General features: G+C 55.6%; 11 protein-coding genes and 1 tRNA gene. 4 read left to right on the top strand and 8 right to left on the bottom strand.

What is annotated here, in order from left to right; translation table 11 throughout:
* Positions 1-284: 284 nt before the first annotated feature.
* A complete protein-coding gene (gap, locus tag WMO26_RS11740; RefSeq protein WP_349220620.1) occupies positions 285-1,304 on the bottom strand; it encodes a type I glyceraldehyde-3-phosphate dehydrogenase in 1,020 nt (339 codons plus the stop codon).
* A gap of 267 nt (positions 1,305-1,571) precedes the next feature.
* Here gap and WMO26_RS11735 point away from each other — a divergent pair, with 267 nt between their 5' ends.
* Positions 1,572-2,678: a sensor histidine kinase gene (locus WMO26_RS11735; protein WP_349220619.1), complete on the top strand. Its 1,107-nt coding sequence runs from the start codon at positions 1,572-1,574 to the stop codon at positions 2,676-2,678.
* Positions 2,679-2,818: 140 nt separating this feature from the next.
* Here the strand turns inward: WMO26_RS11735 and WMO26_RS11730 are convergent, their stop codons facing one another.
* Together WMO26_RS11730 and WMO26_RS11725 are read right to left on the bottom strand one after the other, a co-directional pair.
* The gene (locus WMO26_RS11730; protein ID WP_349220618.1) at positions 2,819-3,235 is read right to left on the bottom strand and encodes a thioesterase family protein; all 417 of its coding nucleotides are present in this window, start codon (positions 3,233-3,235) and stop codon (positions 2,819-2,821) included.
* 97 nt (positions 3,236-3,332) lie between these two features.
* On the bottom strand, positions 3,333-3,695 hold the full coding sequence (locus tag WMO26_RS11725) for a helix-turn-helix domain-containing protein (protein ID WP_349220616.1): 363 nt from the start codon (positions 3,693-3,695) through the stop codon (positions 3,333-3,335).
* Positions 3,696-3,998: 303 nt separating this feature from the next.
* Between WMO26_RS11725 and WMO26_RS11720 the strand changes: the two genes are divergently transcribed.
* The 3 genes from WMO26_RS11720 to WMO26_RS11710 all read left to right on the top strand — a co-directional run bounded on the left by WMO26_RS11720 (position 3,999) and on the right by WMO26_RS11710 (position 6,207).
* Positions 3,999-4,074 (top strand) — tRNA-Thr (locus WMO26_RS11720).
* A 1,018-nt stretch (positions 4,075-5,092) separates the two neighbouring features.
* Positions 5,093-5,605 carry a flavodoxin family protein gene (locus WMO26_RS11715; RefSeq protein WP_349220614.1) on the top strand — a complete coding sequence of 171 codons (513 nt, stop codon included), beginning with the start codon at positions 5,093-5,095 and terminating at the stop codon, positions 5,603-5,605.
* Positions 5,593-6,207: a hypothetical protein gene (locus WMO26_RS11710; RefSeq protein WP_349220612.1), complete on the top strand. Its 615-nt coding sequence runs from the start codon at positions 5,593-5,595 to the stop codon at positions 6,205-6,207. The genes WMO26_RS11715 and WMO26_RS11710 overlap by 13 nt, the downstream gene beginning before the upstream one ends.
* A 452-nt stretch (positions 6,208-6,659) precedes the next feature.
* On the opposite strand, the gene recG is transcribed toward WMO26_RS11710, so the two are convergent.
* From recG to WMO26_RS11685, 5 genes are all read right to left on the bottom strand, one after another.
* On the bottom strand, positions 6,660-8,702 hold the full coding sequence (gene recG / locus WMO26_RS11705) for an ATP-dependent DNA helicase RecG (protein WP_349220610.1): 2,043 nt from the start codon (positions 8,700-8,702) through the stop codon (positions 6,660-6,662).
* Between the two features lie 4 nt (positions 8,703-8,706).
* Positions 8,707-10,356, bottom strand: a complete 1,650-nt coding sequence (locus WMO26_RS11700; RefSeq protein WP_349220608.1) for a DAK2 domain-containing protein — start codon at positions 10,354-10,356, stop codon at positions 8,707-8,709.
* A 63-nt stretch (positions 10,357-10,419) separates the two neighbouring features.
* Positions 10,420-10,767 (bottom strand): Asp23/Gls24 family envelope stress response protein, encoded by a 348-nt coding sequence (locus WMO26_RS11695; RefSeq protein ID WP_349220606.1) that lies wholly within the window; start codon positions 10,765-10,767, stop codon positions 10,420-10,422.
* A gap of 184 nt (positions 10,768-10,951) precedes the next feature.
* On the bottom strand, positions 10,952-12,466 hold the full coding sequence (locus WMO26_RS11690) for an ABC transporter substrate-binding protein (protein WP_349220604.1): 1,515 nt from the start codon (positions 12,464-12,466) through the stop codon (positions 10,952-10,954).
* A 107-nt stretch (positions 12,467-12,573) separates the two neighbouring features.
* A complete protein-coding gene (locus WMO26_RS11685) occupies positions 12,574-13,344 on the bottom strand; it encodes a TIGR00282 family metallophosphoesterase (protein ID WP_349220602.1) in 771 nt (256 codons plus the stop codon).
* Positions 13,345-13,470 lie beyond the last annotated feature (126 nt).

Below are 13,470 nucleotides of genomic sequence, written 5' to 3'. Positions count from 1 at the left end.
GCAGCGCCGCTAGAAAGGTGCGGCTGTCTGCGCGTAGCCAACCGGCTGCAGGCGGCGCTTCGTCTAAAATCCGAAGTTTTCTGGGGAAATCCGGCCGGCAAGCGGATAAAACACGCCAAACGCACGGCCTCGAACAAGCGCTATGCCAAACCAAGATTTCGACCCGATTCAGCCGTATGCCGCTTGCCGCTTTCTCCAAGTACGGAAAAGGCCGCCGCCCGGCCGGACAGATAACAGAAAAGGGCTGAAACACAAGGTTTCAGCCCTTTTGCAAAGCAATCGAATTATTCCGCGTCTACCTTGGCCATGTGCTGAATAAGCATCAGGACCTTGTTGGAATAGCCCCACTCATTGTCGTACCAGGAAACCAGCTTGACAAAGTTCGGGTTGAGCATGATACCGGCCTTGGCATCAAAAATGGAGGTACGGGCATCGCCCAGGAAGTCGCTGGAGACGACCATATCCTCGGTATAGCCCAGGATGCCCTTCATGCTGGTCTCGGAAGCTTCCTTCACCGCCGCGCAGATCTCGTCGTAGGTGGTGGATTTCTCAAGACGGACGGTCAGATCCACAACGGAAACGTCCAGCGTGGGAACACGGAAGGACATACCGGTCAGCTTGCCCTGCACTTCCGGGATAACCAGTGCGCAGGCCTTGGCGGCGCCGGTGGAAGACGGGATGATGTTGCCAGCCGCTGCACGGCCGCCGCGCCAGTCCTTGTTGGACGGGCCGTCCACGGTCTTCTGGGTGGCGGTGGTGGCATGAACGGTGGTCATGAGGCCTTCGACAATGCCGAATTTATCATTGATAACCTTGGCAAGCGGAGCCAGGCAGTTGGTGGTGCAGGAAGCGTTGGAAACCACCTTCATGTCCTTGGTATACTTGTCCAGGTTGACGCCGCAGACGAAAGTGGGAGTCTCCTTGTCCTTCGCAGGAGCAGAGATGACAACCTTCTTCGCGCCGCCCTGAATGTGCAGCATGGCTTTTTCCTGTGCGGTGAACACGCCGGTGGACTCTACCACATACTCGACGCCTTCTTTGCCCCACGGAATATTCTCCGGGCTCTTTTCGGCATAGACGCTGATGGCCTTGCCGTTGACGACCAGCTTGCCGTCCTCTGCCTTGACACAGCCGTCAAATTTGCCGTGCATGCTGTCATACTTGGTCATGTAAACCATGTAATCTACCGGGATAAACGGATCGTTGATGGCAACGACATCGAATACGTCCGGCTGAGCGACTGCCGCGCGGAAAACCAGTCTGCCGATGCGGCCAAAGCCATTGATACCAATTTTAATTCCCATTGTCTTTGAACCTCCCAAAAATAGTATGATTCTATTTTATATCAATCCACCCCAATTTACAAGGCGTTTGTTACAAATTTAACCCCTGGGTCACAATTTTACCTTTTGCACGCTTTTCGCAGAAAAGCAAAATTTGTCCTTGTGCAGTTTTCCGCTCTCAAAGCGGCCTTTCCCAGGTTTTCACCCGGATGCCTGAATTCACCAGCGTCAAAACAAGAAAATTCGGACATACTAGGGCAAAGAAATGGACAAAAAGGAGGGATTTTTTTGCTGACTGCCGCGCATCTGCCGGAAATTCAGGGCGCCTATGAGGACCTGCCCATCGCGGCCGCCACCGCCGACCGGCAGCTTCGCATCCAGTGGCTAAATCCCGATGCCGCACGGCGCTTTCCGTTTCTCAAGCTGTCCGACGGCATACAAACCCTCCTTTATCCCAGCTCGCCTGCCCAAGTCCTGCAAAGCCTGCAAAAAGGGGAAAGCGTGTCCCTTGCCTGCGGCGTGCCGCCTGCGGTGGGGTGCACCGTCAGTCTTATCCCCGCCATGCGGGAAGGCTCTCTTGAGCAAGTTCTTCTGCTGATTGCCGACGGGTTCTGCGCAAGCGTTCCCATGCGGGAACCGGCCCTGGCAAGCGGCATGTTCTTTTCCCGGCTGCGGGCAAACCTGGCCATCTGCTTCGGGGTGACCGAGGCGCTCAAAAAGCAGGGGATCAGCCGGGAACATGGGGTTTATCTGGACATCCTCGACAACCGCTGCCAATGCCTGCTGCGGGAGTTTCAGAACCTGTCCGCCCTATCCCGCTTTCTGCAAGGCGCTCCCCGGCCTTCTCTTTGCTACGCAAGCTTGACCGGCTTCTTGCAGGAGCTAAGTGCCGCCTGCGGCACCCTGCTCAGCCCCCTTGGCCTTTCGGTGCGTTACCATGCGCCTGTCGGGAGCATCTGCACCCGGTTCGACGAGGATTCCCTTTCTTTAGCGGTGCTCAACCTGCTGTCAAACGCTCTCCTTTACGGGGACGGAAGGGCGGACCTGACGGTATCAGAGTGTGGAAATCGGGTTTTGATCGGGGTAGGCAGCCGCGGATTTCCCCTGAAAGGGGACGCGCTTCTTCGTATGTTCGACCCCTTTTATGCCTATCATCCGGCCGGGCCTTCCCGGGCGGGCTCCGGGATCGGGCTTACGGTGGCGAAACTGGCCGCCGTAGCCCACCAAGGCACCGCCTTCGCCGAGCATAACCAGGGTGTCACCCGGGTCTATCTCAGCCTGCCTCTTCGCCGGGAAACCGGCGTCCCCCATCCTTCCCGAACCGCCGCCGACCATCTGCAAAACCGCTTTTCTTTCGTGCGGGTGATGCTGGCAAACGTACCGGGTAAGGAATAATCCAAAACAAAAGAATGCGAACCACAGAAGTGTGGTTCGCATTCTTTATGGATTTCTCGAGCCTATTCCGTTACGAAAATAAGTCTTTTCTTATCATAACAGCCGCGCAGATGAGACCGGCGCCGCGTACTTACGCAAGCTTAGTGCCGCGCGTCCTTCTCTTTGGCGGAAAGCTTGGCCTGGGCACGCTGCAGAAATTTTTCCCCTGTCACGATAAACCGCTCATGAGTGCCCGCGCCGATGATACCCGCTTCATCCTCAGCGACCACGTCAAACACCAGGCGCTTGCCGTCCACTTCGGTGAGGGTGGCTTTGGCGCATACTTCCATGGAAACCGGCGTGGCGGACATATGCTTGACCGAAATCATCGTCCCCACCGTTTCGCTTCCTTCGTCTAAAAACTGCGCCGCGCAGCTGGTGGCCGCTTCTTCCATCAGGGCAATCATCGCCGGCGTCGCAAACACCGCGAGATTTCCGCTTCCCATTGCTTTGGCCGTGTTGCCGTCGCTTACCATAGCTTTCGCCGTCGCATTCGCGCCGAGCTTAAATTCTTTCATATCAAATACCGCCTTTCCCTATCCCGGATGATTCGGGGCTATTGTAGCATACTTCCCCCGGGAAAGGCAATGGGCTTTGGTAGAAAGAAAGCGGAAGTTATTCCTTCCGCTCTCCTGAAAGAATCTGAATGACCATGTCGCCGACCTTCTGCCGGTCTTCCTGGGCCAAATTGCGATACAGCTGAATAATATTTTCCTCCATATCCGACAACGGCTCCACAGAAGATGAGCGGGTGGTATAGGCCGCCCCTTCGTTGCGCAGTCTCACATTGTTTTCCGCAATATAATCTATAGAAACATGAAAAAGGTTCGCGAGCTTTTTCAGTGTCTCAATATCCGGTCTGGTTTTCCCCGTTTCGTAATATGAATACGTAGACCGATCAATATTCAAAAAATCAGCTACCTTGCGCTGGGTGTAGCCGTTCTTTTCGCGTAGGTAGCGAAGCTTATCCCCTATCATCTTGGCACACCTCCTCTTAGTAAAGATTATAATACTTTTATTATTTTTTTACCTTATATCGTGAAAAACATTCACTGTATATCGACCGGTAATTGTTACCAAACAAAAAATCTTCTATTTTATCCTATATTCTCTAAGAAAGATACAATTTTGGCCTATTTCTGTCATGTCATCTGGTTCCGATTGAAAAGTGCTTGACGAAGCGAAGGCAATCCAGTATAATAAAACACTGTTAGCAGAGATATCCTTAATGGATAAGAGCCGCGGCGGCGTGTGTTCGTCACCGGTCTCTTCCTTTTATGTGCTGGTGTGGCTCAGTCGGTAGAGCAGCTGATTCGTAATCAGCAGGTCAGCGGTTCAAGTCCGCTCACCAGCTCCATGATGGCGTGACAAAAAGATGTCACGCCATTTTTGTTAGGTTCCATGCGGGATTGCGGGCCTTTTGGAGCGAAATCCGAAAAACCGTTTTACCGTGGATGTCCAAACCTAAAAAAGAAAATAAACCCGTATGAGCGGGACTTCCGCCTGATTTTTTAGGTAGGCAACCCCGCTTTTTTCGTTTTGCAACCTTTTCCCCGCTCAAAAATATGTAGAAGTTTCCGCCAGAGAAATGGATAGATTGACGAAACCGAGAATCAGGCCTCTTTTAAGCCTTCAAGATACAAGGAGGCGCCCTTTTTTAGAATCTGCAAATAGAATTTTGAACGCCTTTGTAAGTCACATAGATACGTTACAAGCACCAATGTAATTGGAGAAAAAACGAAATTTAAGGAGATAAAGCGCAGCGAGTATTTTCACCTTTTAAAATATCTTATCCATTATGGACACGTCGGTAAAACCTATGCATATGATATCACCTACTTTTGTGAGCATAGCCCTAGCCGTATTGATAATACATTTTTGCGCAGTGTAACAGATAAAAGCCAAGGAATACACTTATCCATTAAACAATCCACGATTAGTAGTTTCTTACCTTAAATCAGAGGGCTTTGTTCGGAAGAAATTTTTAATTTTGACCTGCTCACATATTTGCTGCATACGCAGTCCCAGATAGAATATCGCAAAGGGTTTATTGACCAGCTTCGAGACTCAAAGAATTTTCAGTTTATGTAGATATTTCAACGGAATGGCGTACTTGTATTTCTAACGAAAATTGTGATATACTGCCTATAAGATATTTGAAAATATTCGCAATGCTCCTAAGCAGTGAATGTAGGCAAAACGTGAGCTGAGTGGGACAGGCGTGCCGTTAAACGGGCGTGGGTGGAAAAGTGCAGGTTGGGCATCGGCTGCATTACGCCGCATTACGTCGGTTTCGGGCATGGTGTTTGGCTCTTGCAGGCAAGACCCATAATATTGGTCACGCAGCTGGTAGAAAACAGAAGGAGGATTTTTCTGTGAATCTATTGATGAGTGATATCCCGCTTCCCTTTCTTCAAATGAAAGGAGAAGACAACCGATATATCGATCTCTCGGCCCTGCGTATTGCCAACTGCGTGGGTTGCTTTGGCTGCTGGGTGAAAACGCCGGGCAGGTGCGTCATCCGAGATGACGCGGTGAAGGTGTACCCACTGATCGCGCGCAGCGAGCGCCTGATCTATGTAACAGCGGTGGAGTTCGGCTCGTACGGCAAGGTGATGAAAACGATGCTGGAGCGCGCCATCCCTATCCAGCAGGCATTCATCCGCTTGTATCACGGCGAAGCGCACCATGTGCAGCGCGCTGTGCGGGAGAAGGATGCCGTCATCCTAGCATATGGAGATATCCCATCCGAAGAGCAGGCGGTGTTTGAACGGCTGGTGGAGCGCAACGCCTACAATATGATGTTTCGCACACACCGTGTGCGTTTTATAGCGCCGCAGCAGCTGGAGGCCGCGGTGAAGCAGGAGGTAACGGCATGGGAAGTCTAATGATCGTGAACGCAAGCCCAAGGGCTCCGCGATCGAACTCGAAACAGTATATACAGATGTTCCGAGAATTTTTCGGCGCAGATGTGTACGAATATGAGGTGACGAAAAAACAGGATGCCCGGGCATGTGCTCAGGCGGCTGGGTGCACTGACGTGTTGCTTGTGTTCCCACTGTATGCCGACGGCTTACCGGTGACGCTGATGTGCTTTCTGAAGCAGCTTGCACAGCAGGAATTTCTAACCCGGCCCATCGTGCATGTGCTGGTGAACTGTGGCTTTCTAGAGCCGCGGCAGAACGACGTGGCCTGTGACATGGTTCGCCTATTTTGTGCGCAGAACGGCTTTTCCTTTGGCAGTGTGCTGCGGGTTGGCAGCGGCGAAGCCATCCTCACCACGCCCTTTGCCGGGCTTGTGAAGAGGAAGGTGAAAAAGTTGGCGCAGGCGGTGGAAAGCGGCAGCCCATACAGCGGCAGCGTTACCATGCCGCTTCCGACCTGGCTGTATGTACGGGCCTCTGCGGGGTATTGGCTGCAATACGGTGCCAAAAATGGCCTGAGCAAAGAGCAAATGGCCACGATGCAGATAGAGGGCAGGTCGGAATAGCGCCTTTATTTGACAAGAGGCCCCTGGGGAGTATCATAAACTAGAAGAAACGCGAGTTTCTCAGTGCCTCTTTGTGCAGGTACGTGGCCATATATTTCCATATAAATTCATAATAAGACATTTTTCTAAAGAGAATATCTTTTTTGTAGCGTAACCCCAACAGGCTGAGCCTGCACGCAAATCGCGCTCCTCACGTTTGTGGGGAGCCGTCTTGTTCTTACCCGCGTTTTCAACGGGTATCTATTTTGTAGCGTAAACCCAAATGCTGCGGGATGCGTATGGCATGCCGCAGCGTTTTCTTTTTTAAGAAAATAGCCGGGAACTGTTTTTTTGCTCCCGGCAATGGAAAAGGCGTTGAAGCAGCGGCTGCTTCAACGCCTTTTTGTTTTCATACATGTTTTCTCTTAACAAATCAAAGCCTGCGGCCAAGGCGAGTCCGCCGCGGGTTTGCCTCAATTGAGGCCCCGTTCCCCTACGTTCTCAAATAGGGCCGTGACCGCTTCTTTCAGCCCCGCATGTTCCGGTGCGGACAGGGCGGGATCCTGCTTTAAAATCGCTCTGGCGGCCTCCTGGGCGCTGCGCAGCACCGCCACATCCTCCGCCATATCCGCGATGTGAAGCTCGGGCAGGCCATGCTGGCGCTGTCCGAAAAAGTCACCGGGGCCGCGCAGCTTTAAATCCTCGTCGGCAATGCGAAAACCGTCACTGGTGCTGCGCATAGCTTTGAGACGCCGTACCGCCGCGTCGTTTCGCGCGTCGGAAATGAGGATGCAGTAGGACTGGGCGGTGCCGCGCCCCACCCGGCCGCGCAATTGGTGCAGCTGGGAAAGGCCGAACCGCTCGGCGTTCTCAATGACCATGACGGCGGCGTTGGGCACGTCCACCCCTACCTCGATCACGGTGGTGGCCACCAGGAGAGACAGTCTTCCCGCCTTAAAATCCGCCATGACCTGGTCCTTTTGCTTAGGTTTGAGCTTACCGTGGAGAAGCCCCACCGAATAAGCCCGGAAGGGGCCTTCCGAAAGGGTTCTCGCATACTTCTGGGCGGAGGTAAGCCCCCCGTCCCCTTCCTCCACCAGAGGGCAGACGATATAGGCCTGCCTGCCCGCGTCCATCTCCTTCTTTAAGAACGCATAGACCTTTTCCCGCTTGCCGGTGCCCATCACCAGAGTCTGTACCTGCTGGCGGCCGGGAGGAAGCTCGTCAAGGATGGAAATATCCAAGTCCCCGTAAATAATCAGGGCCAGGGTGCGGGGAATGGGGGTGGCGGACATGACCAGCATGTGTACCTGCTGGCCCTTGGCGGCCAGCACCGCCCGCTGCTCCACGCCGAACCGGTGCTGTTCATCCGTGACCACTAGGCCCAGCTTGGAAAAGACCACGTTTTCCTGTAAGAGGGAATGGGTCCCTACCAAAAGGCCGATTTCGCCCGCCTCCAGCTGCTGCAATACTTGCCTTTTCTCCGCCGCTTTGGTAGAACCGGTCAAGAGGGCCACCCGCACCCCCGCAGGGGCCAGCAGGGCACAAAGAGACTGATAGTGCTGCACAGCCAGGATTTCGGTAGGCGCCATCATGGCCGCCTGCCACCCGTTTTTTACCGCGCAATAGCAAAGGGCCGCCGCCACCGCGGTTTTTCCTGCGCCCACGTCCCCTTGCAGCAGACGGTTCATGGCACGGCCGCTTTTCATATCCCTGACCGCCTCCTGCACGGCCCGGCGCTGGGCGCCGGTAGGGGCAAAGGGTAGGAGGGAAAAGAAGGCTTCCGACGCGTCCTCCTTCAGGATCAGGTTGGTTTTCACCACCGTGCCCATGCGCAGGCGGAGAAGACCCAGCTGCAATGTGAGCAGCTCCTCGAAAATAAGCCGCTGCCGGGCAATGGCCAGCGCTTCGTAGGATTTGGGGAAGTGAATGTTTTCCAACGCATAGCGCAAATGACACAAGGTGTATTCCTGGCGCAGCTTGTCCGGCAGCGGGTCTCCTAACCCGTCTCCCAGCGCCCGAACCGCCTGTTTCATAGCCGATTCGATCATCTTCGAGGACAGTCCCTGAGTTTGGGGATAGACCGGGTGGATGCCCTGGCCAGTGGATGCTTTGCGAATAGCCGGCGCGCTCATCTCCCGCTTGCGGGGCGTCCCGGCCATTTTACCGTAAAATAGGTACTCCTCCCCTTCCCGCAGAGCGGAGGCGGCAAACCGGTTGTTGAAAAGGGTGATCTGCAAAAGAGATTCCCCATCGGTAGCCTGGGTCTTGTAGAGAACCATTCCAGCCCGGATGCGGTGTTCCTTCACCGGAGCGGCAATGGTCGCCTTGACGCAGCAAACCTCGTTCATGGGCGCGTCCTGGATCAAATAGGGATGGCTCCAGTCCTCATAGCTGCGGGGATATAAGCGCAAAAGGGCGCCGACGGTAGGGGCGCCCAGCTTATAGAAAAGCTGGGCCCGCTTCTCGCCGACACCCTTTACATATCGAATATCGCTTGTACTGGTCAGAGACATGCTATCACTCAACCGACATAATGAAATAATAGATGGGCTGGCCGCCGTGGATGACGGTGACCTCCGCGTCGTCGTTGAGCCTCGCCTGGATGGAGGCCCTGGCTTCCTCCGCCTGCTCCTCGGTGACGCCTTCGCCGTAGATGAGGGTGACGAAGGAAGTATCCTTCTTAATCATAGCCTTGGCCAGATGCACCACCGCCTTGACCGGAGTCTTGTCGGTGTACATCAGCTTGCCGTTCATCAGCGAGATGATCTCGCCTTCATGGATTTTATGCCCGTCGTAATCGGAATCCCGCGCGGCAAAGGTGACCTGCCCGGTACCGACCCGTTCGGCGGCCTTGAGCATATTGGCCTGGTTTTCCTCGTCGGAGTCATCCGGGTCAAATGCCAGAAGCGCCGTCAGGCCCTGAGGAATGGTACGGGTGGGCACCACCACCACCTTGCGGTCGGCAGCCAGCGCCACCGCCTGCTCGGCGGCCATGATGATGTTCTTATTATTGGGGAAAACAAAGACAGTTTTCGCCGGCGTCGCCAGCACCGCTTCCAGAATGTCCTCGGTGGAAGGGTTCATGGTCTGGCCGCCGCTGACGATTTGCTCACAGCCAAGGTCGGTAAAGAGGTTACTGAGCCCGTCGCCTACCGACACCGCCACAAAGCCGTAGTCGTTGACCGGGTCGACCCGTTCGGGGCCCTTCTTTGCCGCGGCCGCCGCCTCCTCAGCCTTGCGCTTTTGCTCGCGCATATTCTCAATTTTCACCGTCAAAAGCTGGCCGAAGGCAAGGCCCCGCTGGAGCGCGTCGCCCGGCTGCTCGGTGTGCACATGCACTTTGATGATCTCGTCGTCGTCCACAACCACCACACAGTCGCCGATAGACTCAAGGAACGCACGCAAGGTCGCGGGGTCCTCTTTGATTTCCGGATCCCGGCCCACGATGAACTCGGTGCAGTAGGTGAAGGTGATTTCCCCTTCCCATTCGGCAACCGCGTTGCCGGGCGTCGCCGTCTCCTGGGTTTCCTGGGCAGAAAGATCGACGGCGGGGATCAGCATACCATCGGCAAACACCGAACGCATCCCTTCAAAAATCAAAGCAAGTCCTTTTCCGCCGGCGTCCACTACGCCCGCTTTCTTCAGAACCGGCAGAAGGTCCGGCGTGGTGGCCAGCGCCTTCTCGGCATTGTCACAAATGGCGTCCCAAACCACCAGGGCGTCCCGGTTGATGGTGGCGGCCGCACGGCCCTTTTCGCCGCTGACCCGGGCCACCGTCAAAATAGTCCCTTCGGTAGGCTTCATGACCGCTTTGTAAGCGGCCTCCACACCCAAAAGCAGGGCGTTTGCCAAATCGAGCCCGTCGGCTGCCTCCTTGTCCTTGAGACCCTTAGCAAAGCCGCGGAACAAAAGAGACAAAATAACGCCGGAATTGCCCCTGGCACCCCGGAGCATGGCGGACGCGGCCTTCTCGGCACATTCTCCGATCGAGTCGGATGCAAAGCCGGAAAGCTCCTTGGCCGCTGCACCGATGGTCATGGACATATTGGTTCCCGTGTCCCCGTCGGGCACGGGGAAGATATTCAGCTCATCCACCTGCTTGCGGTTGTTATGAATATGGTTGGACGCCGAAAGAATGGCATCCTTCAACTGTGTGCCTGTGATCACAAAACGCACTCTCCCCACTCGGTATTTTAGCTAAAAACAAAATCGCGGCGTTACCGGCACACCTTATGTTTTCAGCGAATCGACATAAACGTTGACCTTCTTGACACCAAAGCCGGTGACGTCCTCCACCACATACCGCACCTTATGCACGATGCTCTTGGTGATGGCCGCGATGTTCACCCCGTAGGTGACGACAATGTGCAGGTCAATCACCAGGCCTTCCGGCTCTTCCTTGATGCGCACACCCTTGTCGGGAAACTCCCGCTTTATCATGGCCTTAACGCCTTGCATGGCGCCGATGGTAGACATCTGAGCCACGCCGTAGCAGGAGGAGGCCGCGTCCCCGATCAGCTTGGCAAAGTATTCTTCGGATATTTCCACCGTACCCAGCGGATTCTCTGTCTTAATCAACAAAGAAAACCTCCTTTGCTCACCTGCCCAACCTCCAGCCTATGGTGCATACGATGGGTAGATAAGTTCATTGTATCAAAAAAACAGGAAATTGCAAGGAGTTCTTTGCCAATGCCGGATCTAACGGACCGTTTCATCTGTATGCACGTCCCTGACCCGACTATTCCCCGGAAGCCGCAAGATTCTATCCGCCGAAGGTCCAGTCTTTCGCGCCCCGGTAAGGATCGGAAAAGGCTGGGGCAATGGTTCCCTTCAGGTCCCGGGTAAAAGCCACTGCGCCCTGCCGGTAACACAAGGGGACCATGGGCTGCTCCTGGGAAAAGGCGGTCAAAAAAGCCTGCAGGTCCATCTCGCCTTTCTGGTACTGGCTGTATGCATTGGCGGCTTCCCCCGCGGGCAGCACCTTTTCCAGATTCATGTCGGCGGTCAACCGGATTTCCCCGATATAAAGGTCGTAATTACCCTTTTGAATGGCGGCGCTGTATTCCTCAAAGGGAAGCTCGGTCAGGCTCGCGTCGATCCCTGCTTTCTGAAGCTGGGAAACCAGGTCCTTCCCCAGAGACACCCGTGCTTCGTTGTCGCTGTTGACGAGAACTTTCATCGGCAGGGTGCGCCGGTTTTTGAGCACCAGGCCTTCCGTGGCACCCTGCGCCCGCTGATACCCGGCGGCGCTCAGGTAGGAAAGGGCGCCGGTCAGATCCGCCGACGCGCTGGGCAGAGTCAGCCCGTCCAACGCCTGCCAGGCTGGGTAGAAGGGCGTGACCGCCGGCTCCGCGAAGCCGAGAAACGCTTTTTTGGCAAGCTCCTCCCGGCCTACGGCGGCATTGACTGCTTTGCGGATATTCACATCCCTCATATTGGCGGATTTCAAATTGATCCCGGCGAACACCAGATTGGTGGTCAGGTACTTCTCCGACACCGACGACACCCGCTGCCCTGCCGCCTGGGATGGCTCCATCACCAGCATGCTGACCATCCCCATGTCCAACGCGTGGATCAGCGTGTCGCTGTCTGGGACGTTGGTAAGGTAGATGGGCTCGATGTTCGGGTATTCGTCCCCGGAAAGCTGGGGATTGGCGGTGAGTTGGCTCTGGGCCGCCTGATAGACGTAAAGCCCGCCGCCCACCGGCACGGCGCCTTCCTCGCCAGTGCCGTTTTTGAGAATCGGAAAATCCAAAAGATTGGCGAAATTGCGGTTGGGCGCGGCCAGGGTAAAGACCACGCTGTTCCCGGCGGCCGCCGCCGATTTTACCCCGGCGAACCGAGCCTGGTAAGCGGCCGAGCCTTTTGCTAAATTATAGGAATACACCACGTCCGCCGCGGTCACCGGTGAGCCATCGGAAAACACCTGTCCCTCCTTGAGGGTAACCGTACAGGCAAGGCCGTCCAGGGTAATCTCCTGGGCCAGCTCCTTCTGGGGCTCCAGGGAAGGGCTCAGGCGCACCAGCGACCGGTACAAAAGCCCGGACAGCTCCAGATTCGTGCGGGTGGAGCAGCGGTAGGGGTTGAGAGAATCGCCGGACTCAAGACAGAGGGTAAAATTTCGTTCGATCAGCGTGCCGGAGGGTTCCTGCGAGACATCTTCCTGGGAAGGGGACGCGCTTTCCGGCTGGGCGGAAGAAACCGGGCTTAAATCAATGATGCCGCAGCCGGTCAACAGCAGGCAGGCGGACAAGAGCAGCAAAAGCGTCTTTCTCATGGGTGATTCGGTCCTCCGTTTCATCAGAGAAGGCACGCCGGATTCCGGCACTCCTTCGTTTTGCTTTATTATAGCCGGTTCCTGCCCGCTTTACAATCGTCCCATCTTCAGGAAACCGAAATGCGTTCGATTTTGCGGCATATTCCCGATTTCTCATCGACCTGCATCAACACCCCCTGCATGATGCAGGGACCGTCGGCGTATTCGAAGAAAACCGGCAGCTTATCCTTCATTTTGCGGATGGACAGCTCCGCCTTCACGCCCAGCACCGAGTCACGCGGGCCGGTCATGCCGATATCGGTCAGAAAGCCGGTTCCCTTCGGTAGTATGGTTTCGTCCGCAGTGGGAACGTGGGTATGGGTGCCGTACACGGCGGACACCCGGCCGTCCAAATAATACCCCAGCGCCTTTTTTTCCGCCGTGGCTTCTGCATGAAAATCCACGAGCACGATTTTCGCTCCGTCGGTCCGGGTAAGGAGTTCGTCGGCCGTTTCAAAGGGGCAGCGCAGGCTTTCTAAAAACACCGTGCCGGAGAGGTTTAGCACACAGACCTTTACATATCCCTTGTCCACCACGCAGATTCCTTTCCCCGGCGCGGAGGAGGGATAGTTCGCCGGACGCAGAAGAAACGCGTCCTCCTCGAAACGCTCATAAATATCCCTGCGGCGAAAGGCGTGGTTGCCGGTGGTGATTACGTCCACCCCACTTTGAAAGATATGGTCGGCGGAGGAGGGGGAAATGCCGTTGCGGTCGGCGGAGTTCTCCCCATTGGCAATGACCAGATCCACCTGCCTCTCTTTTTTGAGCCGGGGCAGCACCCGGCGCAGATGCTCGCAGCCTACTGTTCCCACAATATCCCCGATTGCCAGAATGTTCATCTCGCTTCTCCATCCTTCCTTATCGTCGCGTTGTGCCGCTGAAAACTACAAGCCGGTTTTTCCGGCAAGAAGCGGGGGGGGGGGGGGGGGGGGGGGGGGGGGGGGGGGGGGGGGGGGGGGGGGGGG

This window comes from Solibaculum intestinale, assembly GCF_040096205.1.
GTDB classification, from domain to species: Bacteria; Bacillota; Clostridia; order Oscillospirales; family Acutalibacteraceae; genus Solibaculum_A; species Solibaculum_A intestinale.
The sequence above is the reverse complement of the archived record's forward strand: the minus strand, read 5'-3'. Positions and strand labels throughout refer to the sequence as shown.